Source organism: Microbacterium sp. MMO-56 (genome assembly GCF_037146215.1).
Classification (GTDB): Bacteria; Actinomycetota; Actinomycetes; order Actinomycetales; family Microbacteriaceae; genus Microbacterium.
The window spans coordinates 22400-46780 of sequence record NZ_JBBCVW010000014.1 but is presented as its reverse complement, the minus strand read 5'-3'; the positions used below and the strand labels follow the sequence as shown (position 1 = coordinate 46780).

Below are 24381 nucleotides of genomic sequence, written 5' to 3'. Positions count from 1 at the left end.
CTATCGACGCGGGGCCGCCACGGGACCGCGCGCGTACGGCGCGGTCACCGTCACCGCCACCACGATCACGAGTGCCGCGAGGGCGAGTCCGCCGTAGCCGACCGCGCCGAGCACGACGCCGGCCAGGACGGCGCCCGCGGCCGCGCTGAAGGTCATCACGGTGTCGCTGAGCCCCTGCCTGCGCGGGCGTAGGGCGGTGCGCGAGCTCTCGGTCAGCAGTGCGGCACCGGACACGGTCGCCGCGCTCCAGCCCGCCCCCAGGAGGAAGAGCGCGACCAGGACAGCCCACTGCGACCCCGGGGCGACGGCCGCGAGGACGAGCGCCGCGGCGAGCAAAGCCTGCCCGAGGAGGATCGTCGCGATCCGGCCCACCCGGTCGGCGAGCAGACCGAACAGCGGCGACAGCCCGTACATGCCGAACACGTGCAGGGCGATCGTGGTCCCGACCACGAGCGTCACGTGCTCGGGGGCGAGGTGCGCCAGATGGATGGGAGTCATCGCCATGACCGACGCCATCACGACGTGCGAGCCGGCGACGGCGAAGATCGCGTAGCGCGCGGCCACGGGCCGGTCGGCCTCGACGATCCCGTCGCGCCGGGCCTCGCCCGCGCGGTCGAGCCGTTGCGCGACGAGGAGCGGATCGGGTCTGAGCGCCGCCAGGTACAGGACGAGCGCGGCGAGCTGCGCGACGATCGAGAAGGCGTACGCCCCGGTGAGGGGCGGCATCCCGAGGACCCGTCCCAGCGCCTCTCCGGGCGTGAGGAGGAGGGGCCCGGCGACGCCGCCCACCGTCGTCGCCCAGACGACGACACCCAGATCGCGGCCGCGACGCTCGGAGACGGCCAGGTCGGTGGCCGCGAACCGGGACTGCAGGTTGCCCGCGTTGCCCGCGCCGATCAGGATCACGCCGACCAGCAGCAGCGGGAACAGACGCAACGCCGCCGCCGCGATGACGACGGCGATGCCGAGGAGCGCGAACAGGTTGCCGAGCGTGAGGGCGCGACGCCGGCCGTGACGTGCCGCGAGACGGGCGAGCGGGATGGCGCACAGCGCCGCCCCGAGGGTCACGGATGCCGTCGCGAGACCGGACAGCGACTCCTGGCCCGACAGGTCAGCGGCCAGCAGCGCGCCGAGCGACACGGTGGCGCCGAACGCGATGCCGCCGAGCACCTGCCCGGCCGCGAGCACACGCACCGTGCGCCGCTGCAGGACGCCGATCTCCGCCGCGTCCGGCTCCGCCGGGGTGCCGACCGAACCTCGTCGCAGCGCGCCGGTCACCGCGCGTCGCGCGCGGGGTTGCGGAGCGTGCCGAGTCCGGTGATCTCGACCTCGACCGTCTGACCCGCCTCGAACGGTCCGACGCCGGCGGGCGTGCCGGTGAGGATGACATCGCCCGGCAGGAGAGTGAAGGCCGCCGAGGCGTAGGCGATGATCTCCGGCACGCTGTGGACCATGTCGGAGATCGGTCCGTCCTGGAGCACCGCGCCGTCCACCCGGGTGACGATGCGCGCGGGGCCCTCCAGGTCGAAGTCCGTCTCGATCGCGGGGCCGAGCGGGCAGAAGGTGTCGAACCCCTTGGCCCGCGCCCACTGACCGTCGGCGTACTGCAGGTCGCGGGCGGTCACATCGTTCGCGATCGTATAGCCGAACACGTGACCCAGGGCGTCCTCGGCCGTCACGTTCTTCGCGACGCGTCCGATCACGACGGCAAGCTCTCCCTCGACGTCCGTGCGCTCGGACTGCGGCGGCCGGACGATCGCGTCCCCCGGACCGATCACCGCCGTGTTCGGCTTGAGGAACAGCAGCGGCGCGGCGGGAGCCTCCCCACCCATCTCAGCGGCGTGATCGCGATAGTTCTTGCCGACGCACACGATCTTCGAGCGCGGGATCACGGGTGCCAGGAGCGCGACCTCGCCGAGCGGCACCCGCTCCCCCGTCGTCTCGAAGCCGGCGAACAGCGGGTCGCCGGCCAGGACGACGAGCTCCGTGTCGTCGACGATGCCGAAGCGGATGGCATCCGCGTGGGCGAAGCGGACGATCCGCATCAGCCGTCCAGCCGTACGAGCCAGCTGTGCCGGTCCTCGCGGCGTCCGTACTGGATGTCGGTGAGCTCCTCGCGCAGCGACAGCGCGAGCTCGCCGAGGGGCTGCTCGTCGATGAAGTCCGTGCCCTTCAGCTCCCCGATCGGCGCGATCACCGCCGCCGTCCCGCACGCGAAGACCTCGACGATGTCGCCCGACGCGACGCCCGAACGCCACTCGTCGATCGAGACCGCACGCCCCTCGACCCGGTGTCCGCGGTCGGCGGCGAGCTGCAGGATCGAGTCGCGCGTGATGCCCTCGAGGATCGAGTCGGACTGCGGGGTCACCAGGGTGCCGTCCTTGTAGACGAACACGATGTTCATCCCGCCGAGCTCCTCGACGTTGCGGTCCTGGTCGAGGAAGACGACCTGGTCGCAGCCCTGCTCGTAGGCCTCGGCCTGGGGAAGGAGGCTCGCGGCGTAGTTCCCACCGGTCTTGGCCGCTCCGGTGCCGCCCTTGCCGGCGCGCGCGTAGTCGGTGCTCAGCCAGATCGACACCGGCTTCGCGCCGCCCTTGAAGTAGCCGCCGACCGGCGAGGCGATCAGGTAGTAGCCGACCTTGTTCGCGGGCCGGACGCCGAGGAAGGCCTCCTTGGCGAACATGAAGGGGCGCAGGTACAGGCTCTGGTCCGACCCCGACGGCACCCAGGCGCCGTCGACGGCGATGAGGGCCTTCAGCGACTCGATGAAGTACTCGACCGGAAGTTCGGGCAGAGCCAGCCGACGGGCGCTGCGCTGCAGACGCAGACCGTTCTGACGCGGACGGAAGGTGTGGACCGAGCCGTCGGCGTGGCGATAGGCCTTGATGCCCTCGAAGATCTCCTGCCCGTAGTGCAGGACCGCCGCGGCGGGATCGAGGGAGAGCGGGCCGTACGGCTGCACGCGCGGACGGTGCCAGCCGCCGCGCACCGACCAGCAGATGTCGACCATGTGGTCGGTGAACGTCGTGCCGAAGGCGGGATCGACCAGGAGCGCGTCGCGCTCCGCATCCGACCTCGCGGCGAGGTTCTTCGTGACGGCGAACTCGAGCGGGGCGAGTCCGGCGTCGGGGTCGTAGGTGAGGCTCATGTCTGTCCTGACTTCCGTGGTGTGGCGGGTCCAGGCTACGCCTGGAGGGCCGCGACGATGGCGTCGCCGACCTGGGCGGTCGTGCGGGCGGCCGAGCCCCGACCCTCGATGTCCGCCTCGACGGCGCGGGTGACGCGCGCGGCTTCGTCCGTGAGCCCGAGGTGATCGAGCATCAGGGCGACGGAGAGGATCGCGGCCGTGGGGTCGGCCTTCTGCTGGCCCGCGATGTCCGGCGCCGAGCCGTGCACGGGCTCGAACATCGAGGGGAACGCGCCGTCGGGGTTGATGTTCCCCGATGCGGCGAGACCGATGCCTCCGGTGACGGCTCCGGCCAAGTCGGTGAGGATGTCGCCGAAGAGGTTGTCGGTGACGATCACATCGAAGCGGCCCGGGTTCGTGACCAGGTAGATGGTGGCCGCATCGACGTGGATATAGTCTACGGCGACGTCGGGGTGCTCCGATGCCACGGCGTCCACGATGCGCTTCCACATCCTCCCGGCGTGGACCAGGACGTTCGTCTTGTGCACGAGTGTGAGCGTCTTACGGCGGCGCTCCGCCTGAGCGAAGGCGTAGCGCACCACGCGCTCGATCCCGTAGGCGGTGTTGACGGACGTCTCGTTCGCGACCTCGTGGGGTGTTCCCGTGCGGATCGATCCGCCGTTGCCGACGTAGGGGCCCTCCGTCCCCTCGCGCACCACGAGGAAGTCGATCTCGCCCGGGTCCGCGAGCGGGCCGGGCGCTCCCGGATAGAGCTTCGACGGCCGCAGGTTGACGTAGTGGTCCAGCTCGAACCGGAGCTTCAGCAGCAGACCCCGTTCGATGTTCGCGTCCTTCAGGCGCGGGTCTCCGGGCACTCCGCCGACCGCGCCGAGGAGGATCGCGTCGTGGGTCGCGATGTCCGCCAGGTCCTCGGGGGTGAGGGTGTCGCCCGACTCGAGGTAGCGCGCCGCACCGAGGGAGAATCGGGTCTTCTCGAAGGTGACGTCGGTGCCGGTCGTCACGGCATCCAGCACCCTCTCGGCCTCGGCGACGACCTCGGGTCCGATGCCGTCCCCGGGGATGACGGCCAGCTTGACGACGCGCGACATGGATCTCCTCGTGTTCGCGGGAAGACCGCGCGCTGCCCTCAGTGGTCGACGTGCGCGGTGCGGGACCCTTTCAGCGTAGTGGCCGCGATGACGGCGGCGATCGCGACAAGGACGGCGCCGATCACCGCGGTGATCCCCACACCCGCGTCGAACGCGTGCGCAGCGGCCGCCCGCAGGGCTTCCGCAGCCGCGGGATCGAGGGTGCCCGCGACCGTCATCGCACCCGCCAGGGTCTCGCGCGCGGCGTCCGCCGCGGCCCCCGTGACGCCGTCGGGCAGGACGATGCCCCCGCGGTACGCGGCGGTCAGGATGCCGCCGAGGACCGCGGTTCCGAGCACGGCGCCGAGCTCGTACGCGGTCTCGGAGACGGCGCTCGCCGCGCCCGCCTTGGCCGGCGGCGCGCTGGCCAGGATCAACTCGTTCGAGACGGTCTCCGCCGCCCCGATGCCGATGCCGAGGAGGGTGAAGGCGGCGATGAGCAGACCCAGGGCCCCCTCGCCCACGGAACCGGGGACGAGGAGGTACGCCACGACGGAGAACGACAGCGCCACGGGCACGACGATGCGCGCGGTCACACGGCGCGCCACGGGGACCACGAGCAGACCCGCGACGATCATCGCGAGCATGCCCGGGACCAGCGCGAAGCCGGCCTGCATCGGCGAGAGGCCGACGATCAGCTGAAGGTGCTGCGCCACGAAGTAGAGGAACCCGACCAGGGCGATCACGCTCAGGAGGTTCACGAGGAGGGCGCCGCTGAACGTCCCGCGCGCGAACAGACGCATGTCGAGCATGGGCTGATCGGAACGGAGCTGGCGCCGCACGAACACCGCGCCGAAGGCGATCCCGGCCACGACCAGGACGACGGGGATCGGCCCGACACCGTGCACGGCGACCTCCTTGATCGCGTACACGACGGGCACCATCGTCAGCATCGACAGCGCGATGCTCACGGGGTCGATGCGGCCGGGGCGGGGGTCGCGGCTCTCCGGCACGAGCAGCGGCGCCAGCACGAGCAGCGGGAGCAGCACGGGCACGGACATCAGGAACACCGATCCCCACGCGAAGTGCTCGAGCAGGATCCCACCGACGATGGGTCCCGCCGCCGCGCCCGCGGAGAACATGGACGCCCACACCGCGATGGCCAGTCGGCGCTGATCGCGGTCGGTGAAGATCGACCGCAGGAGCGAGAGCGTCGAGGGCATCAGCATCGCACCGAACACGCCCATCCCGGCGCGCGCGGCAATGAGCCACATCGCGCTCGGCGCGAAGGCCGCGAGCACGGACACGGCCGCGAATCCGGTGGCGCCGATCAGCAGCATCCGTCGGCGGCCGAACCGGTCGCCGAGCGTTCCCATCGTGACCAGGAGGCCGGCCAGCACGAGCGGGTAGGCGTCGATGATCCACAGCTGCTGCGCGCTGGTCGGACCCAGGCTCAGGGCGATGTCGGGCAGGGCGAAACTCAGCACCGTGTTGTCGACGGAGACGAGCAGCACGGGGAGCATGAGCACGACGAGTGCCGCCCATCCGCGCCATCCCACGCGCTTTCCCGCCGCGTCCGCCAGGGTGATCTCTTCAGTCAAAGTCATGATATCTATACCGTCCAGCCGGTATAGTAACAGCAACGGACCGCCGGATGGAAGGATCGATGCATGTCTCGACCTCCGCGCGCACGCGAGAGCGTGCTCGACGCGTTCGAGCGCCTCCTGCTCGATGACGGAGAACGCGCCGCGACGATGGACGCCACGGCGCGGTCCGCGGGCGTGTCCAAGGGTGGGCTCCTCTACCACTTCGCGTCGAAGGATGCCCTCGAATCGGCCCTGCTCGAGCGTGTCGAAGAGCTCGTGTCGCAGGACCTGGCCGCGATGGAGTCCGCACCCGAGGGCGCGGTGGCGTTCTTCCTGCGCACCTCCGTCATGGACGACGACCCCCTGGACCGGGCGCTGACCGCCGCCTCGAGACTCGCCCAGGGCGGGCACCCCGACGCGGCCGAGACGCTCCGTCGCGTCCGGGGACGCTGGGAGGACGCACTGCGCCCCCACGTGCGGGACGACGCCGCCCTCGCGCTCGTCCTGCTCGTCAGCGACGGGCTCTACTACAACAACGCTCTCACCGGCACGACCCTCGCCGGTCCCGTCCCCCAGGGCACGGCCCTGGACGCCCTCGTCGCGCTCGTGGAGGCATCCGCCCGCTGACGCCGCTCTTGCCGAATGCCCCGTCGGACGCCCGCGCACGGGGTCGACGGGGCACTCGACGGCGGATCAGGACTCGGTGATCTCGATCTGGCGGAACAGGTCGGCCCCGACGGCGTCGCGCATCGCGTCGAGGATCGCCTCCGGCACCGGCTGGTCGACCGTGAGCACCGACAGCGCGCGTCCGCTCGCATCGGGCTGCGCGACGAACAGGCCCGCGATGTTGATGCCGGCCTCGCCGAGCTTCTGACCGTAGATCGCGACGATGCCGGGGCGGTCGGCGTAGCGCATCACGACGTGGTGCGTGTCGATCGGCACCTCGATCTCGTAGCCGTTGATCCCGACGATCTTCGGCACCATCCGGGTACCGGCGAGCGTGCCCGCCACCGTGAGGACCGAACCGTCGGAGAGCGTGCCGCGCAGGATCGTGATGTTGCGGTACAGCGGGCTCTCCGCCTCGACGATCAGACGGGTCTCGATGCCGCGCTGGTCGGCGAACAGCGGCGCGTTGACGTACGACACGTTCTCGCTGACGATCGTCGTGAAGATGCCCTTGAGCGCCGCGAGGCGGTAGACGCTGACGTCGTACGCGGCCAGTTCGCCGCGGACCTCGATGTCGAGGCTCGTGAGGGCGCTCGTGGCGAGGCCGGAGAAGACCTGTCCGAGCTGCTCGACCAGAGCGATGCCGGGTCGCACGAACGGGTCGATGACGCCCCCGGCGACGTTGACGGCGTCGGGGACCAGGTCGCCCTCGAGGGCGAGCTTGACCGAGCGCGCGACGGAGATGCCCGCCTTCTCCTGCGCCTCGTCGGTCGAGGCTCCCAGGTGCGGCGTGACGACGACGTTGGGCAGCGACAGCAGCGGGAAGGCGGTGCCGTCCTCCTTGGGCGGCTCGGAAGTGAACACGTCAAGCCCCGCACCGGCGATCTCTCCCGTGGTCAGCGCCGTGTACAGCGCCGCCTCGTCGATGAGCCCGCCGCGCGCGACGTTGACGACGTAGGCCGTCGGCTTCATCCGGGCGAACTGCTCGGCGCCGATCATCCCGGTCGTCTCCGGCGTCTTCGGCATGTGGATGGTGACGAAGTCGCTCTGGTCGAGCAGCTCGTCGAGGCTCAGCAGCGTCACGCCCAGCTGCTGTGCGCGCGTCGGGGTCACGTACGGGTCGTAGGCCACGACGCTGACGCCGAACCCCTGGAGGCGGGCGGCGATGAGGGCGCCGATGCGGCCGAGGCCGATGATGCCGACGGTCTTCTCGAAGAGTTCGGTACCCGTGAACGAGCTGCGCTTCCAGGCGCCGGCGGCGAGCGAGGCGTGCGCGGCCGGAATGTGACGGGCGAGGCTCAGGATGTGGCCGACGGTCAGCTCCGCGGCCGAGATGATGTTGGAGGTCGGGGCGTTCACGACCATGACGCCGGCGGCCGTCGCGGCCTTGATGTCGACGTTGTCGAGACCCACGCCGGCGCGGGCGATGACCTTCAGGCGCGTCGCCGCGGCGATCGCCTCGGCATCCACCTTCGTGGCCGAGCGGATCAGGATCGCGTCGACGTCGGCGATCGCGGGGAGCAGTGCTGCCCGGTCGGCGCCGTCGACGGTGCGGATCTCGAAATCGGGACCGAGGGCATCGATCGTGGCGGGAGAGAGTTCTTCGGCGATGAGGACGACGGGCTTGGACACAGCGGCAGACCTTCGGAGCTTCGCGCGAGCGCAGGGTGGATGGGATGCCGCGCCGCACACCACCTGGGGCGCCGGGGCGTGGCACGTGCCAGCCTAGCGGCCGTCGCGAGACCGCCCCGACCGTGTGACGCCGGGACTAAGCGAGCCCCGGCCTCAGCCCAGCATCGCGGCGCCCGACGGACCCGCGGCGTACGTCAGGATGTTGAGCCAGAAGACCGCGACCACGCACAGCCCTGCGAGGAGCACCAGCGAGAACTCCCACCAGGACCGCCGCCAGCCCAGGGCGAAGGCGATGCCGAACGCGAGCAGTGGGAAGAGCACCGCGAGCAGGAGCACGAGCCAGCCGTGTCCGTTCAGCGGCTGGGCGCCGCCCGCGGCCTGCACGAGGAAGCCCACGGCGTTCCAGACGAAGTACGCGTAGAACAGCCCGAAGACGACCGAGACGGTGACGACGACCCAGGTGGGCAGTGCGCGCGGCGTGCGGCGCGGGGAGGCGGTGTCGCTCATCGTCCGATCGCCCCCACCAGGATGAAGGGCCACGGCACCAGGAGCGCGAGGCCGCCGATCAGCCAGACGAGGCGCACCCACGCCTTGGACGTGCGCGTGAGCAGCAGCACCGTGACGAACCAGACGGCGGGCGCCGCGACGGCGAGCCAGAGCGCGACGGTGTAGCCGACGGGCTCCACCAGGAACTGCGCCGTCCCCTGCAGCCGCAGCCCGCCGACCACCCAGCCGATCGTGAACAGCAGGAACACGCCCGCGAGGACGCCGAGCGTCACGAGCATCGCGTTGGAGGTCTGCGGAGCGTCGGCGGGCATCGTCACGGTGCCGTCGGCGTCGATCCGTCCGACCTCCGCGCTCCCCTTGCCGACCGCGGTGAACCCGTCGGGGAGGGCGGGTGCCGCCTCGCTCGTCCCGGCCCCGGCGTCCCGGGCGTCGGCCTCGCTCGCGCGGGGCGTGGCGGGGGCCGGCTCCGCCGGCGACGTCCGTCCGACGTCGAGGGTCGGGTCGTCGTCGCCTCCCCAGCTGAGGGCGTCGTCGTCGCGTCCGGTGCTCACGGGTTCAGCGTAGCCGGGATCGGCCCGCCCGCAGCCGCGACCGCCGCGACGACCAGGTCGGCGTCGGTCGCGTCGTGGCCGGGCACTCCCCCGCCCGGCCCGGACGGCGCGTCGGTTCCTCGGACGGTGCGTGCGGACAGGTGCACCGCCTGCACGCCGGCCCGGCGGATCGCGGGGATGTCCTCGATGCGGACGCCGCCGCCCGCCATGATCTCGACGTCGCCGCGCTCGACGACGAGCCGGGCGAGGACGGCGAGGCCGTCCACGCAGCGGGCGGCGCCGCCCGAGGTCAGGACGCGATCGACCCCGGACCCGCGGAGCGCGGCGAGCACGGACACCGGGTCGGGGGCGGCGTCGATCGCGCGGTGGAAGACCAGGCGTGCCGGCCCCGCCGCGTCACGCCACCGCTGCACGGCGGCGAGGTCGGCCGCCCCCTCTCGGGTGAGCGCCCCGACGACCACGCCGCCCGCACCCGCCTCGACGGCGGCCGCGATGTCGTCGCCGACGAGGGCGACCTCGTCCCGGTCGTAGACGAATCCGCCTCCGCGGGGTCGGACGAGGACGTTGACCCGTTCGCCGCCGACGGCCTCGACGGCGGCGCAGATGAGCCCGATCGACGGCGTCAGCCCGCCGACGCCGAGCGCCTGGCACAGCTCGAGACGGTCCGCCCCGGCGGCGACGGCGGCGCGGGCTCCGGCCACGTCCTGAACGGCGATCTCGACGGCGAGGGTCATGGATCCCAGGGTACCCAGAGCGAGTGCCGAGGGCCCGACCCACGACCGAGGGCCCGACCCCCCGGGTGGAGGGGTCGGGCCCGGTGGCTCTCTCAAGCCGTTCTCGGTGGGTGCGCCGAGAGCGCGAACGGGTCAGCGCGCGGCATGGCCCGAACCTGGTGGGTCAGCGCGCGGCGCTTCCTTCGACGTAGTCCGCGTCCTGCTGCTTCCACGCGAAGAGGGCGCGCAGGTCCTTGCCCACGGCCTCGATCGGGTGCGCCGCCGCCTTGGCGCGCAGCTCCTGGAACTCGACGGCGCCGTTGTCCTGGTCGCCGATGAAGCGCTCTGCGAAGGCGCCGGACTGGATGTCGGCGAGCACCGCGGACATGTTCTCCTTGACGTGCGGGTCGATGACGCGCGGGCCGGAGACGTAGTCGCCGTACTCGGCGGTGTCGGACACCGACCAGCGCTGCTTGGCGATGCCGCCCTCCCACATGAGGTCGACGATGAGTTTCAGCTCGTGCAGCACCTCGAAGTAGGCGATCTGCGGCTGGTAGCCCGCCTCGGTCAGGGTCTCGAAGCCGTACTGGACCAGCTGCGAGACGCCGCCGCACAGGACGGCCTGCTCGCCGAACAGGTCCGTCTCGGTCTCCTCGGTGAAGGTCGTCTTGATGACGCCGGCACGGGTGCCGCCGATCGCCTTCGCGTACGCCAGCGCGGTGTCCCACGCGTGGCCGGAGGCATCCCGCTCGACGGCGATGATGTCGGGGATGCCGCGGCCGGCGACGAACTCGCGGCGCACCGTGTGGCCCGGCGCCTTCGGGGCGACGAGGATGACGTCGACGCCCTCGGGCGCGTCGATGTAGCCGAAGCGGATGTTGAAGCCGTGCGCGAAGGCGAGCGTCTTGCCGGCTGCGAGGTTCGGCTTGATCTCGTCGTTGTAGATGCCGCGCTGGTGCTGGTCCGGCGCGAGGATCATGATGAGGTCGGCCCACGCGGTGGCGTCCGCGACGGAGAGGACCTCGAAGCCGTCCTCCTGCGCCTTGGGCGCGGACTTCGAGCCGTCCTTGAGCGCGATGACGACCTCGACGCCCGAGTCGCGCAGGTTCTGCGCGTGCGCGTGGCCCTGCGAGCCGTAGCCGACGATCGCGACCTTCTTGCCCTGGATGACGGACAGGTCGGCGTCGGAGTCGTAGAAGATCTCAGCCATGGTGTGTTTCTCCTTGTGTCGAAAGGTGTGTGTCTCGGGCGAGTGTCCAGGACACGCGGATGGGATGGGGCGAGAGACCGCGTGTCGTGGACACTCGCCGGATCGAGGGTGGGGTCGGAGTCAGCCGCGCAGGACTCGTTCGGTGATGGATTTGCCGCCGCGGCCGATCGCGACCATGCCGGACTGCGCGAGCTCCTTGATGCCGAACGGCTCCAGCGCCCGCAGGAAGGCATCCACCTTCGCACGGTCCCCGGTGACCTCGACGACGAGAGCGTCGGTCGCGTAGTCGACGACGGAGGCGCGGAACAGGTTCACGACCTCGATCACGTTCGAACGGGTCTGGTTGTCGGCGCGCACCTTCACCAGCACGTGCTCGCGCTGGACGGAGGCGGACTGCTCGAGCTCGACGATCTTGATCACGTTGACGAGCTTGTTCAGCTGCTTCGTGACCTGCTCGAGGGGCAGCCCCTCGACGTCGACGACGACCGTGATGCGCGAGAGGCCCGGCACCTCGGTGACGCCCACGGCGAGCGACTCGATGTTGAAGCCGCGACGGGCGAACAGGCCGGCGACGCGGGTCAACAGGCCAGGCTTGTCCTCCACGAGGAGGCTCAGCACGTGCTTGCTCATGATCAGTCCTCCCCGTCGAAGCTCGGCGCGTGGTCGCGCGCGTACTGGACGAAGCTGTTGCTCACGCCCTGCGGGACCATCGGCCACACCATGGCGTCCGCCGAGACGACGAAGTCGATCACGACCGGCCGGTCGTTCGTCTCGAGGGCGAGCTGGATGGCCGCGTCGACCTCCGACTCCTTCTCGACGCGGATGCCGAGGCATCCGTACGCCTCCGCGAGCTTCACGAAATCGGGGATGCGCGCCGTGCCGTGCCCGGTGTTCAGGTCGGTGTTCGAGTGGCGCCCGGCGAAGAACAGCGTCTGCCACTGACGGACCATGCCCAGGCTCGAGTTGTTGATGATCGCGACCTTGATCGGGATGTCGTTGATGACGCAGGTGGCGAGCTCCTGGTTGGTCATCTGGAAGCATCCGTCGCCGTCGATCGCCCACACGACGCGGTCGGGCTCGGCGACCTTCGCCCCCATGGCGGCGGGGATCGAGTAGCCCATCGTGCCGGCGCCGCCCGAGTTCAGCCACGAGTTCGGTCGCTCGTAGCTGATGAACTGCGCCGCCCACATCTGGTGCTGGCCGACGCCCGCGGCGTAGACGCCTTCGGGCCCCGTGAGCTCGCCGATGCGCTGGATGACGTACTGCGGCGCCAGCAGACCGTCCTCGGGCTGCGCGTAGCCGAGCGGGAACTCCTGACGCAGGCCGTCGAGGTACGACCACCACTCCGCGATGTCGGGTGCGTGGTCCTCACGCGCGCTCTGGAAGGCGGCGTCGAGGTCGACGAGGACCTCCTTGAGGTCGCCCACGATCGGCACGTCCGCGGTGCGGATCTTCGAGATCTCGGCGGGATCGATGTCCACGTGCACGACCTGTGCGTGCGGGGCGAACAGCTCCGCCTTGCCGGTCACGCGATCGTCGAAGCGCGCGCCCAGGGCGACGATGAGGTCGGACTCCTGCAGGGCGAGCACGGCGGGCACCGTTCCGTGCATGCCGGGCATCCCGAGGTGCTGCGGGTGGGAGTCGGGGAACGCGCCCCGCGCCATGAGCGTCGTGACCACGGGTGCGCCGGTCGCCTCCGCGAAGGTGCGCAGCTCGTCGGCGGCGCGAGCGCGGATGACGCCTCCGCCGACGTACAGCACGGGCTTGCGGGCGGCGGCGATCATCTGCGCGGCGGCCTGGATCTGCTTGCCATGCGCCTTGGTCACCGGGCGGTAGCCGGGCAGCTCGATCTTGGGCGGCCACAAGAACGGAGCGGAGCTCTGCTGCGCATCCTTCGTGATGTCGACGAGCACGGGGCCCGGGCGGCCCGTCGAGGCGATCTCGAACGCGGCGGCGATCGCGCCGGGGATCTCCTCCGCGGTCTTCACGAGGAAGGAGTGCTTCGTGATCGGCATCGTGATGCCGACAATGTCGGCCTCCTGGAAGGCGTCGGTGCCCATCAGGTGGCTGAACACCTGACCGGTGATGCACACGAGCGGGACCGAGTCCATGTACGCGTCGGCGATCGCCGTGACGAGGTTGGTCGCGCCGGGGCCCGAGGTCGCGATCGCGACGCCGGTGCGGCCGGATGCGGCGGCGTACCCCTCGGCGGCGTGGCCGGCGCCCTGCTCGTGCCGGACGAGGATGTGGCGGACCGCCTCATCGTCCATGAGCGGGTCGTACACGGGCATGATCGCTCCGCCGGGCAGGCCGAACACGTCGGTGACGCCGAGCAGATCGAGGGAGCGGACCACCGACTGCGCGCCGGTGAGGACGGGAGCGGACGCCGAGGCGCCGCGCACGGGCGGCCGTGGGATGGCCGTGGTGTCGGGTGACATGGATGACCTCTGGTGATGGATGCTGAAGCGGGGGCCTAACCCGTCGTCGCGCCCTCCGCGGCGGAACGCACGAGTCTCGAGTACTTGGCCAGGACGCCACGGGTATAGCGCGGGGGAAGGGGCTCCCAGCCGTCGCGGCGGGAGTTCAGCTCCGCCTCCTCGACGAGTAGGTCGAGGGAGCGAGCCGCGATATCGACCCGTATCAGATCACCATCGCGCACGAACGCGATCGGACCTGCGTCCACCGCTTCGGGTGCTATGTGGCCGATGCACAGGCCGGTTGTGCCGCCTGAGAATCGTCCGTCCGTCAAGAGTAGTACATCTTTTCCGAGCCCCGCGCCCTTGATGGCGGCGGTGATCGCGAGCATCTCGCGCATGCCCGGGCCGCCCTTCGGGCCCTCGTAGCGGATGACGACGACGCTCCCCGCCTCGACCTCTCCCGCCTCCAGGGCATCCATCGCCGCGCGCTCGCGCTCGAAGACCCGCGCGGGCCCCTCGAAGACCGCCGCGTCGAAGCCGGCCGTCTTGACGACGGCGCCGTCGGGGGCGAGCGAACCGTGCAGGATCGTGATGCCGCCGGTGGCATGGATCGGGTCGTCGAACGTGTGGATGACGGTGCCGTCGACGGGATCGGGGTTCAGCGCCTCGAGGTTCTCGGCGAGCGTCTTGCCGGTCACCGTGAGCGCATCGCCGTGCAGCAGGCCCTCGTCGAGCATCGCCTTCATGATCACGGGGATGCCGCCGTGGCGGTCGACGTCGTTCATGACGTACTTCCCGAAGGGCTTCATATCGGCCACGTGCGGCACCTTGTCGCCGATGCGGTTGAAGTCCGTGAGGCTGAGCTCGACCTCCGCCTCCCGGGCGATCGCGAGCAGGTGCAGGACGACGTTGGTCGATCCGCCGAGGGCCATGGCGAGGGCGATCGCGTTCTCGAAGGCCTTCGGCGTGAGGATGTCCCGGGTCGTGATGCCCTGGCGCAGCAGCTCGACGACGGCCTCCCCGGAGCGGTGCGCGAAGTAGTCGCGGCGTCGGTCCGCCGAGGGCGGCGCCGCGGATCCCGGCAGCGACAGCCCGAGGGCTTCGGCGACCGAGGCCATGGTGTTGGCGGTGTACATGCCGCCGCACGCGCCCTCACCCGGGGCGATCGCGCACTCGATGCGCTTGAGGTCGTCCTCGCTCATCTTGCCTGCCAGACACGCGCCGACCGCTTCGAAGGAGTCGATGATCGTGACGTCCTTCTCCGTGCCGTCGGAGAGCTTCACCCAGCCGGGCGCGATGGAGCCCGCGTAGAGGAAGACGCTGGAGAGGTTCAGCCGGGCCGAGGCCATGAGCATGCCGGGGATCGACTTGTCGCATCCCGCGAGGAGCACGGTGCCGTCGAGCCGCTCGGCCATGACCACGGTCTCGACGGAGTCGGCGATCACTTCGCGCGAGACCAGCGAGAAGTGCATCCCCTCGTGGCCCATCGAGATGCCGTCGGAGACCGAGATCGTGCCGAACTGGAGAGGGTAGCCGCCGCCGGCGTGCACACCCTCCTTCGCGCCCTGCGCGAGCCGGTCGAGGCTCAGGTTGCAGGGGGTGATCTCGTTCCAGCTCGATGCGATGCCGATCTGGGGCTTGTCCCAGTCCTCGTCGCCCATGCCGACGGCGCGGAGCATGCCACGGGAGGTGGTCGCCTCGATGCCGTCGGTGACGGCGCGGCTGCGCGGCTTGATGTCGATCTCGCGGTCACTCGGCGCCATTGTCGAAGTCTATTCCCGCACCGCGGCACGGGCGTGCGCCAGGCGCGTCAGCAAGGCCGCCAGCTCCGGGATGTCCGCCACGCGGATGGCCGCCGGCGTCTCTCCCCCGCCCACCCGGACGCCGACGTCGCCCGGGCCGAGGCTGCGGAGGGCATCCTCGTCGGTGACGTCGTCCCCCGCGAACAGAACCGCCGTCGCGCCGGTCTGTGCGCGCAGTCGCGCGACGGCGCCGTCCTTCCCGTCGGCGCGGAAGGCGTACTCGAGGATGTCGCGGCCGTCGCGACGCCGCCAGTCGGGAGCCTCGGCGGTCATGAGGGCGACGAGGTCGTCGTGCACGCTCGCCGCGAGGGCCGCGTCGTCGACGCGGCGTGTGTGCAGCGCGAAGCCGAACTCCTTGGGCTCCACCCACGCGCCGTCGACCCCGGCGACGAGCTCGTCGGCACGCGCACGGAGCCCGTCGCGGCGGTCGAGGAGATCGGCGTCCGGCGCATCGGAACCCGCCGTCGCGGCCGGCCACTGCTCGGCGCCGTGGGATCCCGCGAGCAGCAGCGGCGAGTCGTCGTCGTGCTCGGCGATGATCCGGAGGTCGCCCAGGGTGCGCCCCGACACGAGGGCGACGGCGGTCTCCGGCGCCGCGACCAGGGCGTCGACGGCCGCCCGCGCGGCGGGGGTCATCCGTGCGGCCATCGGCTCGTCGACGAGCGGAGAGAGCGTTCCGTCGAAATCGAGTGCGACGAGCAGGCGCGATGTGCGCGCCAGCTCCGCGATCGGGTCGGGGGTGCTCATCGGGCCTGCTTTCGGAACGCGTCGGGGTTCCGAGGCGCCGCCGGGTTCCGTGGGGCGGCCCCGGTGTGTCGGATCTGGTCGAGGTCGGCGAGGAACCGGTTCGACCAGTCGGCGACGTCATGGTCCCGGACGCGGCGTCGGAGCGCCCGCATCCGTCGGCGCTGTTCGGCGACCGGCATCTCGATCGCGGTCATGATGGCGTCCTTGAGGCCCTCGATGTCGTGGGGATTGACCCGGACCGCCTGGGTCAGCTCGTCCGCGGCGCCCGTGAACTCGCTGAGCACGAGGACGCCTCGGCCGTCCACCCGACTGGCGACGTACTCCTTCGCGACGAGGTTCATGCCGTCGCGCAGCGCGGTCACCAGCATGACGTCGGCGGCGAGGTAGAGCGCCACCATCTCCTCGCGCGGATACGAGTGGTGGAGGTACCTGATCGCGGTGTGGCCCACCGTGTCGTAGTCCCCGTTGATGCGCCCGACGGTGAGCTCGATCTCGTCGCGCAGCTGCATGTACGCGGCGACCCTCTCCCGGCTGGGGCTCGCGACCTGCACCAGCGTCACATCCTCGACGTCGAGGCGCTCGTCGGCGAGGAGCTCCCCGAACGCCTTCAGCCGGTGCCCGATCCCCTTCGTGTAGTCGAGGCGATCGACCCCGAACAGCACGACGGCGGGGTCGCCGAGGCTGGCCCGGATCTCCCGCGCACGCTCCTGGACATCCGGCCGCCGGGCGAGCTCGTCGTAGACGTCCGCATCGATGGAGATGGGATAGGACCTCGCGACCGCCGTGCGGGTCTCTCCGTCGCCGGTGGGCACCGAGATCGCGCCCGCCTTGGTCTCGTAGCCGAGCCGGCGCTTCACCGCCGTCGTGAAGTTGGAGGCGTCGGCGACCCTCTGGAAGCCGATCACGTCGGCGCCGAGCAGTCCCTCGAGCACCTGGTTGCGCCAGGGAAGCTGCGAGTAGATGCCGTATGCCGGGAAGGGAATGTGATGGAAGTAGCCGATCACGACGTCGGGGCGCAGCTCGCGCAGCATCCTCGGCACGAGCTGCAGCTGGTAGTCGTGCACCCAGACCGTCGCGTCCGGGGCGGCGATCGAGGCCGCCGCTCGGGCGTAGCGCTCATTGACGCGCACGTACGCCTCCCACCACTCGCGGTGATACGCGGGAGGGGAGATCACGTCGTGGTACAGCGGCCAGATCGTGTCGTTCGAGAAGCCCTCGTAGAACTCCTCGAGGTCTTCCGGGGTGAGGGCGACGGGCACCAGCTCCATGCCGTCGAGCGAGAAGGGCTCGAGTTCGAGGTCTGGCTGGCCGGGCCATCCGACCCAGGCTCCCCCGGTCGACTGCAGCACGGGCTCGAGCGCCGCGACGAGGCCACCCGGCGATCGACGCCACTCGTCGGTGCCCTCCGCCCGGTCGACGGGCAGACGGTTGGAGACGACGACGAAGTCGGCCTTCGGGGATTCGGGAGTGCGCTCGCTCATGCGGTTCCTCTCGGCAGGCGTCCTTCCAGGCTAACGTGGTCCCATGCGCAAGTACCTGTTCGGAACCGGGATCATCTCCGCAGTGACGAGCGGGATGGCTCTGCTGCGCGGCATGCGCGGCGACGTGCCCTTCACCTGGCGCCAGGCGCTGGCGTGGCTCAGCTGGGGCATCACGCTGGCTCTGTCCATCGGCACGATCGTCGACACGTACCGTGCCTCGCGCGGCGGGATCGTCGCCACCGATTCGCCGGTGGCCGGAGATGAGCAGCGCCTGCTCAAGAAGCGCCTCACCCGCTGACCCGCCCGCGTGCGGTCACGCCCGCGGGCACCCCGCGCTGACCCTCCCCGTCCTCGCCCGGTCGCTCCATCGACACCGTCTCCGCGCGTCGAGACCGCCGGTGTCGTCCGCGGGCTCGACGGGGTGCGGCGGTCTCGCGTCAGAGGGTGCGGGCGTAGTGGACGAACCCGGTGTCGGTGGCGACCCGGTCGTAGAGAGCGCGGGCCGTCACGTTCGTCCGCTGGGTGAGCCAGTAGACCTTCGCCGCGCCGGCGTTCCGCGCCTCGGCGGTGACGTGGTCGATGAGCGCACCGCCGATGCCTCCGCCCCGGGCATCCGGCGAGACGAAGAGATCCTCGAGATAGCAGTACTCTCCGGTGCTCCACGTCGCGGGGTGGAACAGCCAGTGCACGAGTCCCACGGCGCGACCGGAATCGTCGCGCGCGATCGCGCCGTGCAGCCCGCGCTGCTCCACGAGGCGCGTGAACACGTCCGCGGTGACCTCGTCGGCGAGCTCGCTCTCGTAGAACGCCAGGTACCCCTGCCAGAGCCCGACCCAGTCCGCACGGTCCGCCGAGGTGAGGGATGCGATCGTCGCCATACGCCGAGACTATCTCCGCGCGTCGAGACCGCCGTGTAGAGCGGCGGTCTCGACGCTGCGGGGCGGTCTCGACTCGGCGAGGCGGTCTCGACGCGGTGCGGAGGGTCAGTGCGCGATCACGGGGTCCGCGTGCGGGGCCGACGGGGACGGCGTCGCGGCGTCCGCGGATGCGGCGGGGCGGGATGCCGCCCGATCCGCGTCGGGCCGCGGACGGCGACGGAACGTCACGGCCGAGATCACCGCACCGAGGGCGAAGGCGCCCGCACCCCACCAGTACGCGGTCGTGTAGCTGTGGATGGCGGCATCCGCGAGCACCTCCGGCGTCGCCGGGCCGTGCGCCGTGACGAAGTCCGCCGCCGCGGTCGCGGCGAGGGTGTTGAGCAGCGCCGTCCCGATAGATCCGCCCACCTGCTGGGACGTGTTCACCATGGCGGAGGCCACGCCGGCGAACTCCCGATCGACGCCGAGCGTCGCGGTCTGTATCGACGGAGGCATGATCGACCCCATGCCCAGCCCGAGGAGCATCAGCGGCGGCAGGACGTGCGTCGCGTACGCGCTCGATCCGTCGAGGAACGTCAACAGCACCATGCCCGACATCGCGAGGAGCATCCCGATCGGGACCATCACCTTCGGACCGAATCGGGGCAGGAAGATGTTCGTCGACAGCTGGGCGCTGAGCACCAGCATCGCGATCATCGGCAGGAACGACAGTCCGGTCTGGATCGGCGAGTAGCCGAGCGTCGTCTGGAGGTAGTAGGTCACGAACAGGAAGATGCCGAACATGCCGGCCCCGGCGATGAGGATCGAGCTGTACGCCGCGGCGCGGTTGCGATCCCGGACGATCCGCAGCGGGAGGAGCGGATGCGCGGCGCGCGCCTGCCACACGACGAAGGCGACGAGCAGCACGCCGGAGGCGACGAGCATCCCCCACGTGAGCGGCGCCTCCCAGCCGTCGGTCTCCGCGTGCGAGAACCCGTACACGAGGGCGAACAGGGCCGCGGACACCAGGACGGTGCCGGGCACGTCGAGCTTCGGCCGGGGCCCCGTGCGAGCGACGGTGTGGACGAAGAAGATCGCGCCCACGACGGCGACGACGGCGATCACGTCGTTGATGTAGAGGTTCCACCGCCAGCTCAGGTCCTCGGTGAGGATGCCGCCGAGGAGCAGACCGATCGCGCCGCCCGCACCGGCGATGGCGCCGAAGACGCCGAAGGCGCGTCCGCGCTCCTTGGGGTCGGTGAAGGTCGTGGTGAGCACCGCGAGCGCGGTGGGCGCCAGCAGCGCACCGAAGGCGCCCTGCAGCGCGCGAGCGGCCACGAGAAGGCCGAACGTGTCGGCCATCCCGCCGAGCGCGGAGGCGAGGGCGAAGCCGACGAGCCCGATGATGAACGCGCGCTTGCGGCCGATGAGGTCGGACAGTCGGCCGCCGAGGAGCAGGAGGGATCCGAAGGCGAGCGAGTACGCGGTGATGATCCACTGGCGGTCGCCGTCGGAGAACCGCAGATCGGCCTGGGCGGCCGGGAGCGCGATGTTCACGACGGTCGCGTCGAGGACGACCATGAGCTGGGCCAGGGCGACGACGGCGAGGGTCAGCCATCGCTGACCCGCGTGCGCCGAGGTCGGCGCGAGGGGGACGGATGAAGTCATGCGCCAGACTCTATACGACACTCGTCAGTTCCGAAACCATGGAGTTTCTGAACACGACAGTTCCTGAACTATACTGTTCTCATGTCTGACACGACGCTCAGCGAAGAGGACGTCGACCCCACCCCGAGGCTCGGCCGCAAGCGCGATCACTCGCGCGACCCCGAGATCCTCGCCGCAGCCCTCGACATCCTCGCGGAGAAGGGGTACGAGCGGATGACCGTCGACATGGTCGCCACGCGTGCCCGCGCAGGGAAGGCGACGCTCTACCGACGATGGCCGTCGAAGGCCGAGCTGGTCATCGACGCAGTCGCCTGCATGAAGAGCACCCATCCCGCAGACCTGCCCGACACCGGGTCGCTCCGGGGCGACCTCGTGGCCAACATCAAGGCGCCCGCGGTCAAGGACGGCGAGCGGAAGCTGCGCATCATGGCTGGGATGGTCTCGCTGATGTCCGAATCGCCTGAGTTCGCCGACGCCGCCCGGTCGGTGATCGTAGAGCCGCGTGCGGCCGCCCTCCGCACCCTCATCCGGCGCGCGATCGATCGGGGCGAGGTCACCCCCGACGTCGACGTGCACGTGCTGGCTCAGGTCATCCCGTCGATGACCGCCTACAAGTCCCTCATGCTGGGCCAGGCGGTGGACCGCGAGTACATCATCACCCTCGTCGACGAAGTGCTGCTTCCGGCCCTCGGCCTCCCCGCGCCCTGAGTCATCACCCCCGAGCCCTCCGCCGCGTCAGCGGGTCACGATGAGCGCCTCGCCCTGACCTCCGCCGCCGCACAGGCCGACCGCCGCCGTCCCGGATCCACGCCGCACGAGCTCGTGCACGGCGTGGACGACGAGCCGCGCACCCGAGGCGCCGATCGGATGCCCGAGGGCGATGCCGCCGCCATGGACGTTGACGATCTTCTCCGGGACGTCCAGCTCCACCCGGGAGTGCGCCACCACGGCCCCGAATGCCTCGTTGATCTCGACGAGATCGAGGTCGGCCGCCGTCAGATGCTGGCGTGCGAGCGCCTGGGCGATCGCGCGCGCGGGCTGGGCGTGCAGCGAGTTGTCCGGTCCGGCCACCTGTCCGGCCGCGCCGGCCACCGCCATCACCGACCATCCGTTCGCATCCGCGTGGGCGCGCGTGGTCAGGACCACGGCGGCGGCGCCGTCCGAGATCTGCGACGCGTTGCCCGCCGTGATCGTCCCGTCGGCGGCGAAGGCGGGCCGGAGCCCCGACAGCGTCTCCTCCGTCGTCTCGGGACGGATGCCCTCGTCGGCGGTGACGAGCACCGCGGCGCCGCGACGCTGCGGCACCTCGACCGGGACGATCTCGGCGTCGAACACGCCCCCCTCGCGCGCTGCGGCGGCCCGGGAGTGCGACAGCGCCGCCACGTGGTCCTGAGCGGCGCGGGTGATCTCGAAGCGGGGGTTGAGTCGTTCGGTGGACGCCCCCATCGACTCGCGGTCGTACGCATCCGTCAATCCGTCGTACGCCATGTGGTCGAGGACCTCGACGGACCCGTAGGACCACCCTTCCCTGGAGCCCATGAGCAGGTGCGGCGCGCGGGTCATCGACTCCATCCCGCCTGCGACGACGACGGACGCGTCGCCGGACGCGATCATCCGCTTCGCGTCGATGATGGCGGCGAGTCCCGACAGGCACACCTTGTTGACGCTCGACGCGGGCACGTCCCAGCCGAGCCCGCCGGCCAGAGCGGCCTGCCGCGCCGGGTTCTGCCCCGACCCGGCCGGCAGCACCTGCCCGAGGATCACCGCGTCCACGGCGTCGGCGGGGACCCCGCCCTGAGCGAGCGCCCCGGCGATCGCGAGACCACCGAGCTCCGGGGCCGTGAACGAGGCGAGCTGCCCCTTCAGCCGACCCTGCGGGGTGCGGGCGGCGGCGACGATGACGATGTCATCGGTGCTCATGGGTGCTCCTTCAGCGAGTGCGGGATGTGGAGGGCGGGCTCGGTGGCGGCCACGACGTCGTCGACGCTCACGCCGGGCGCCGTCTCGACCAGGACGAGGCCCTCGTCCGTGACATCGATCACGGCGAGGTCGGTGATGATCCGGTCGACGACCCCGCGACCCGTGAGGGGAAGGGTGCAGCGGTCGACGATCTTCGCGGAGCCGTCGCGGGCGACGTGCTCCATCAGCACGATGACGCGGCCCGCGCCGTGGACGAGGTCCATCGCTCCGCCCGGGCCCTTCACCATCTTCCCGGGGATCATCCAGTTCGCGAGATCGCCGGACGCGGACACCTGCATGGCGCCCAGGATGGCGGCGTCGATCTTTCCGCCGCGGATCATGCCGAAGCTCGTCGCGGAGTCGAAGAACGCCGCGCCGGGGAGGACGGTGACGGTCTCCTTGCCCGCGTTGATGAGGTCGGGGTCCACGTCCGCCGCGACGGGGTACGGCCCCACGCCGAGGATGCCGTTCTCGGACTGGAGGACGACGGTGACCCCCGGTGGGACGTGGTTCGGCACGAGCGTGGGCAGCCCGATCCCCAGGTTGACGTAGGAGCCGTCGGCGAGCTCTGCGGCAGCCCGGGCGGCCATCTCGGTGCGGGTGAGCGCCATGGTCAGACTCCTTCGCGGTCGTCGCCGCCCGGGGCGCCGGGCGTCGGGGGATCCGGCTCGGACACCGTGCGCCGCTCGATCCGCTTCTCGATGTCGGAGCCGACCTCGACGATGCGGTGCACGTAGATCCCCGGCAGATGGACGGCGTCCGGGTCGAGCGACCCCGCCGGGACAAGCTCTTCGACCTGGGCGATGCACACGCGCCCCGCCATCGCGGCGAGCGGGTTGAAGTTGCGCGCGGCCTTGTGGAACACGAGGTTGCCGTGCACGTCTCCCGCGGCCGCATGGACGAGGGCGAAGTCGGTCACGATGGCCTCCTCGAGCACGTAGGTGCGCGACTCGCCCGTCACGTCGAACTCTCGGACGTCCTTCGCCGGCGAGGCCACGGCCACTCCCCCTGCCCCGTCGTACCGACGCGGCAGACCGCCCTCGGCGACCTGCGTCCCGACGCCGGTCTGCGTGTAGAAGGCGGCGATGCCTGCGCCGCCGGCGCGCAGCTTCTCGGCGAGGGTGCCTTGCGGGGTGAGCTCCAGCTCGAGCTCGCCGGAGAGGAACTGCCGCTCGAACTCCCTGTTCTCGCCGACGTACGACGAGGTCATCTTGCGGATCCGCCGGGCTTCGAGCAGGATGCCGAGGCCCCAGTCGTCGACGCCGCAGTTGTTGGAGACGATCGACAGGTCGCTCGTGCCCTGCGCCAGGATCGCCTCGATGAGGGCGATCGGGTTGCCGGACAGCCCGAACCCGCCGACGGCGAGCGAGGCTCCGTCCGGGATGTCCGCGACGGCCTCCGCCGCCGACGGGTAGGTCTTGTCGATCACGTGCACTCCTTCGTTCGTGTCGCCCCTCCATCGTGCGCCTCGGGCTCGTCCGACCGCGCGCGGATGCTTGCGATGTGGGCGATGTGACGCGTACTGTCCACATCATGGACACCGCGGCGACGAGGGGCTCCGCGCGCACCGTCCCCGGCGCACAGGCCATCGCCCGCGCCGCCGTGCTGCTGCGCCTTGTGACGGCGGGCGGCGACGCCGGCGCGACCGTCGCCGACCTCTCCCGCCGTGCCGGGCTGACGCGTCCCACGACTCACCGCCTGCTCAGCGCCCTGCGCCAGGAGGGGCTCGTCGACCAGGACGAGCACACCGGACGATGGATGCCCGGGCCCGAGCTCTATCTGATGGGGACGGTGGCCGCAGCGCGATACGACATCACGGCGATCGCCCGGGACATCGTCCGTTCGCTCGCCGTGCGCACGGAGGAGAGCGCGTTCCTCTCGGTGCGCCGTGGCGACGAGACCGTCTGCCTCATCCGTGAGGAGGGGAGCTTCCCGATCCGCTCCTTCGTGCTGTCGGAGGGAACCCGCTTTCCGCTCGGCGTCGCCTCGGCGGGTCTCGCGATCCTGGCATTCCTCCCCGGCCACGATGTGGACGCGTACTTCGAGCGGCATCCGGACCTCGCGGCTCGCTATGGACCCGCACACGGCGAGCGGAGGCTGCGTGCTCGGCTACGGGAGACGACGGAGCGCGGCTTCGCGCTGAACCCGGGGCTCATCGTCGAGGGGAGCTTCGGCCTGGGCGCGGCCGTGTTCACGCGCTCGGGTCATCCGCAGTGGGCGCTCAGCCTGACCGGCGTCGAGTTCCGCTTCTCCCCCGACCGGGTCGCGGAGCTCGGGCGCACGCTGCTCGCCCACGCCCACCAGCTGTCCACTCGGGTCGCCGCCGGAGCGCGCTGACGACGCTGATCCGCAGAGCCGCACGGTCTCGAG

24 protein-coding genes are annotated in these 24381 nt (G+C 71.1%); 4 read left to right on the top strand and 20 right to left on the bottom strand.

Annotated features, from left to right (window positions below; all coding sequences use genetic code 11):
- From WFI00_RS12745 to WFI00_RS12725, 5 genes are read right to left on the bottom strand one after another with little or no spacing between them, the layout of a single operon-like run.
- Positions 1-1266 (bottom strand): MFS transporter, encoded by a 1266-nt coding sequence (locus WFI00_RS12745; protein WP_336633211.1) that lies wholly within the window; start codon positions 1264-1266, stop codon positions 1-3.
- An 8-nt stretch (positions 1267-1274) separates the two neighbouring features.
- Positions 1275-2045 (bottom strand): fumarylacetoacetate hydrolase family protein, encoded by a 771-nt coding sequence (locus WFI00_RS12740; RefSeq protein ID WP_336633191.1) that lies wholly within the window; start codon positions 2043-2045, stop codon positions 1275-1277.
- On the bottom strand, positions 2045-3148 hold the full coding sequence (locus tag WFI00_RS12735; RefSeq protein WP_336633192.1) for a branched-chain amino acid aminotransferase: 1104 nt from the start codon (positions 3146-3148) through the stop codon (positions 2045-2047). Before WFI00_RS12735 ends, WFI00_RS12740 begins: the two co-directional genes overlap by 1 nt.
- A gap of 35 nt (positions 3149-3183) precedes the next feature.
- Entirely contained in the window at positions 3184-4236 is a 1053-nt protein-coding gene (locus WFI00_RS12730) for a 3-isopropylmalate dehydrogenase (protein ID WP_336633193.1), read from the bottom strand.
- A 38-nt stretch (positions 4237-4274) separates the two neighbouring features.
- Positions 4275-5822 (bottom strand): MFS transporter, encoded by a 1548-nt coding sequence (locus WFI00_RS12725; RefSeq protein WP_336633194.1) that lies wholly within the window; start codon positions 5820-5822, stop codon positions 4275-4277.
- Between the two features lie 63 nt (positions 5823-5885).
- On the opposite strand from WFI00_RS12725, the gene WFI00_RS12720 reads away from it, so the two are divergent.
- Positions 5886-6428, top strand: coding sequence for a TetR/AcrR family transcriptional regulator (locus WFI00_RS12720; protein WP_336633195.1), 543 nt, complete (start codon positions 5886-5888; stop codon positions 6426-6428).
- A 66-nt stretch (positions 6429-6494) separates the two neighbouring features.
- On the opposite strand, the gene serA is transcribed toward WFI00_RS12720, so the two are convergent.
- The 10 genes from serA to WFI00_RS12670 form a co-directional block, all read right to left on the bottom strand.
- Positions 6495-8099, bottom strand: coding sequence for a phosphoglycerate dehydrogenase (gene serA, locus WFI00_RS12715; RefSeq protein WP_336633196.1), 1605 nt, complete (start codon positions 8097-8099; stop codon positions 6495-6497).
- 153 nt (positions 8100-8252) lie between these two features.
- Positions 8253-8606, bottom strand: a complete 354-nt coding sequence (locus tag WFI00_RS12710; RefSeq protein WP_336633197.1) for a bacitracin resistance protein — start codon at positions 8604-8606, stop codon at positions 8253-8255.
- Complete coding sequence (locus tag WFI00_RS12705) at positions 8603-9157, bottom strand: DNA polymerase III subunit gamma/tau (protein ID WP_336633198.1); 555 nt, start codon at positions 9155-9157, stop codon at positions 8603-8605. The genes WFI00_RS12710 and WFI00_RS12705 overlap by 4 nt, the downstream gene beginning before the upstream one ends.
- Complete coding sequence (locus tag WFI00_RS12700) at positions 9154-9891, bottom strand: copper homeostasis protein CutC (protein WP_336633199.1); 738 nt, start codon at positions 9889-9891, stop codon at positions 9154-9156. Before WFI00_RS12700 ends, WFI00_RS12705 begins: the two co-directional genes overlap by 4 nt.
- 163 nt (positions 9892-10054) lie before the next feature.
- On the bottom strand, positions 10055-11080 hold the full coding sequence (gene ilvC, locus WFI00_RS12695) for a ketol-acid reductoisomerase (protein WP_336633200.1): 1026 nt from the start codon (positions 11078-11080) through the stop codon (positions 10055-10057).
- Positions 11081-11200: 120 nt separating this feature from the next.
- A complete protein-coding gene (gene ilvN, locus WFI00_RS12690) occupies positions 11201-11710 on the bottom strand; it encodes an acetolactate synthase small subunit (protein WP_336633201.1) in 510 nt (169 codons plus the stop codon).
- 2 nt (positions 11711-11712) lie between these two features.
- Positions 11713-13518, bottom strand: a complete 1806-nt coding sequence (locus WFI00_RS12685) for an acetolactate synthase large subunit (RefSeq protein WP_336633202.1) — start codon at positions 13516-13518, stop codon at positions 11713-11715.
- A gap of 35 nt (positions 13519-13553) precedes the next feature.
- On the bottom strand, positions 13554-15260 hold the full coding sequence (gene ilvD, locus WFI00_RS12680) for a dihydroxy-acid dehydratase (protein ID WP_336633203.1): 1707 nt from the start codon (positions 15258-15260) through the stop codon (positions 13554-13556).
- A gap of 9 nt (positions 15261-15269) precedes the next feature.
- Positions 15270-16046 (bottom strand): trehalose-phosphatase, encoded by a 777-nt coding sequence (otsB, locus tag WFI00_RS12675; protein WP_336633204.1) that lies wholly within the window; start codon positions 16044-16046, stop codon positions 15270-15272.
- A complete protein-coding gene (locus tag WFI00_RS12670; protein WP_336633205.1) occupies positions 16043-17527 on the bottom strand; it encodes an alpha,alpha-trehalose-phosphate synthase (UDP-forming) in 1485 nt (494 codons plus the stop codon). The genes otsB and WFI00_RS12670 overlap by 4 nt, the downstream gene beginning before the upstream one ends.
- A 43-nt stretch (positions 17528-17570) precedes the next feature.
- Here WFI00_RS12670 and WFI00_RS12665 point away from each other — a divergent pair, with 43 nt between their 5' ends.
- Positions 17571-17825, top strand: coding sequence for a hypothetical protein (locus tag WFI00_RS12665; RefSeq protein WP_336633206.1), 255 nt, complete (start codon positions 17571-17573; stop codon positions 17823-17825).
- A gap of 139 nt (positions 17826-17964) precedes the next feature.
- On the opposite strand, the gene WFI00_RS12660 is transcribed toward WFI00_RS12665, so the two are convergent.
- The gene (locus tag WFI00_RS12660; protein WP_336633207.1) at positions 17965-18405 is read right to left on the bottom strand and encodes a GNAT family N-acetyltransferase; all 441 of its coding nucleotides are present in this window, start codon (positions 18403-18405) and stop codon (positions 17965-17967) included.
- A gap of 105 nt (positions 18406-18510) precedes the next feature.
- Positions 18511-20052: an MFS transporter gene (locus tag WFI00_RS12655; protein WP_336633491.1), complete on the bottom strand. Its 1542-nt coding sequence runs from the start codon at positions 20050-20052 to the stop codon at positions 18511-18513.
- 81 nt (positions 20053-20133) lie between these two features.
- On the opposite strand from WFI00_RS12655, the gene WFI00_RS12650 reads away from it, so the two are divergent.
- Positions 20134-20760 carry a TetR/AcrR family transcriptional regulator gene (locus WFI00_RS12650; protein ID WP_336633490.1) on the top strand — a complete coding sequence of 209 codons (627 nt, stop codon included), beginning with the start codon at positions 20134-20136 and terminating at the stop codon, positions 20758-20760.
- A gap of 27 nt (positions 20761-20787) precedes the next feature.
- Here the strand turns inward: WFI00_RS12650 and WFI00_RS12645 are convergent, their stop codons facing one another.
- From WFI00_RS12645 to WFI00_RS12635, 3 genes are read right to left on the bottom strand one after another with little or no spacing between them, the layout of a single operon-like run.
- Entirely contained in the window at positions 20788-21972 is a 1185-nt protein-coding gene (locus WFI00_RS12645; protein WP_336633489.1) for an acetyl-CoA C-acyltransferase, read from the bottom strand.
- Positions 21969-22622, bottom strand: a complete 654-nt coding sequence (locus WFI00_RS12640; protein ID WP_336633488.1) for a 3-oxoacid CoA-transferase subunit B — start codon at positions 22620-22622, stop codon at positions 21969-21971. Before WFI00_RS12640 ends, WFI00_RS12645 begins: the two co-directional genes overlap by 4 nt.
- A 2-nt stretch (positions 22623-22624) precedes the next feature.
- Positions 22625-23440 (bottom strand): CoA transferase subunit A, encoded by an 816-nt coding sequence (locus tag WFI00_RS12635; protein ID WP_336633487.1) that lies wholly within the window; start codon positions 23438-23440, stop codon positions 22625-22627.
- Positions 23441-23544: 104 nt separating this feature from the next.
- On the opposite strand from WFI00_RS12635, the gene WFI00_RS12630 reads away from it, so the two are divergent.
- A complete protein-coding gene (locus WFI00_RS12630; protein WP_336633486.1) occupies positions 23545-24348 on the top strand; it encodes an IclR family transcriptional regulator in 804 nt (267 codons plus the stop codon).
- Positions 24349-24381 lie beyond the last annotated feature (33 nt).

What these genes read in the sequence shown, in the direction of transcription:
- WFI00_RS12740 (WP_336633191.1), bottom strand. Translation starts at nt 2,045, where the DNA reads ATGCGGATCGTCCGCTTCGCCCACGCGGATGCCATCCGCTTCGGCATC.
- WFI00_RS12735 (WP_336633192.1), bottom strand. Translation starts at nt 3,148, where the DNA reads ATGAGCCTCACCTACGACCCCGACGCCGGACTCGCCCCGCTCGAGTTC.
- WFI00_RS12730 (WP_336633193.1), bottom strand. Translation starts at nt 4,236, where the DNA reads ATGTCGCGCGTCGTCAAGCTGGCCGTCATCCCCGGGGACGGCATCGGA.
- WFI00_RS12725 (WP_336633194.1), bottom strand. Translation starts at nt 5,822, where the DNA reads ATGACTTTGACTGAAGAGATCACCCTGGCGGACGCGGCGGGAAAGCGC.
- WFI00_RS12720 (WP_336633195.1), top strand. Translation starts at nt 5,886, where the DNA reads ATGTCTCGACCTCCGCGCGCACGCGAGAGCGTGCTCGACGCGTTCGAG.
- WFI00_RS12710 (WP_336633197.1), bottom strand. Translation starts at nt 8,606, where the DNA reads ATGAGCGACACCGCCTCCCCGCGCCGCACGCCGCGCGCACTGCCCACC.
- WFI00_RS12700 (WP_336633199.1), bottom strand. Translation starts at nt 9,891, where the DNA reads ATGACCCTCGCCGTCGAGATCGCCGTTCAGGACGTGGCCGGAGCCCGC.
- ilvC (WP_336633200.1), bottom strand. Translation starts at nt 11,080, where the DNA reads ATGGCTGAGATCTTCTACGACTCCGACGCCGACCTGTCCGTCATCCAG.
- ilvN (WP_336633201.1), bottom strand. Translation starts at nt 11,710, where the DNA reads ATGAGCAAGCACGTGCTGAGCCTCCTCGTGGAGGACAAGCCTGGCCTG.
- WFI00_RS12685 (WP_336633202.1), bottom strand. Translation starts at nt 13,518, where the DNA reads ATGTCACCCGACACCACGGCCATCCCACGGCCGCCCGTGCGCGGCGCC.
- ilvD (WP_336633203.1), bottom strand. Translation starts at nt 15,260, where the DNA reads ATGGCGCCGAGTGACCGCGAGATCGACATCAAGCCGCGCAGCCGCGCC.
- otsB (WP_336633204.1), bottom strand. Translation starts at nt 16,046, where the DNA reads ATGAGCACCCCCGACCCGATCGCGGAGCTGGCGCGCACATCGCGCCTG.
- WFI00_RS12670 (WP_336633205.1), bottom strand. Translation starts at nt 17,527, where the DNA reads ATGAGCGAGCGCACTCCCGAATCCCCGAAGGCCGACTTCGTCGTCGTC.
- WFI00_RS12665 (WP_336633206.1), top strand. Translation starts at nt 17,571, where the DNA reads ATGCGCAAGTACCTGTTCGGAACCGGGATCATCTCCGCAGTGACGAGC.
- WFI00_RS12660 (WP_336633207.1), bottom strand. Translation starts at nt 18,405, where the DNA reads ATGGCGACGATCGCATCCCTCACCTCGGCGGACCGTGCGGACTGGGTC.
- WFI00_RS12655 (WP_336633491.1), bottom strand. Translation starts at nt 20,052, where the DNA reads ATGACTTCATCCGTCCCCCTCGCGCCGACCTCGGCGCACGCGGGTCAG.
- WFI00_RS12650 (WP_336633490.1), top strand. Translation starts at nt 20,134, where the DNA reads ATGTCTGACACGACGCTCAGCGAAGAGGACGTCGACCCCACCCCGAGG.
- WFI00_RS12645 (WP_336633489.1), bottom strand. Translation starts at nt 21,972, where the DNA reads ATGAGCACCGATGACATCGTCATCGTCGCCGCCGCCCGCACCCCGCAG.
- WFI00_RS12640 (WP_336633488.1), bottom strand. Translation starts at nt 22,622, where the DNA reads ATGGCGCTCACCCGCACCGAGATGGCCGCCCGGGCTGCCGCAGAGCTC.
- WFI00_RS12630 (WP_336633486.1), top strand. Translation starts at nt 23,545, where the DNA reads ATGGACACCGCGGCGACGAGGGGCTCCGCGCGCACCGTCCCCGGCGCA.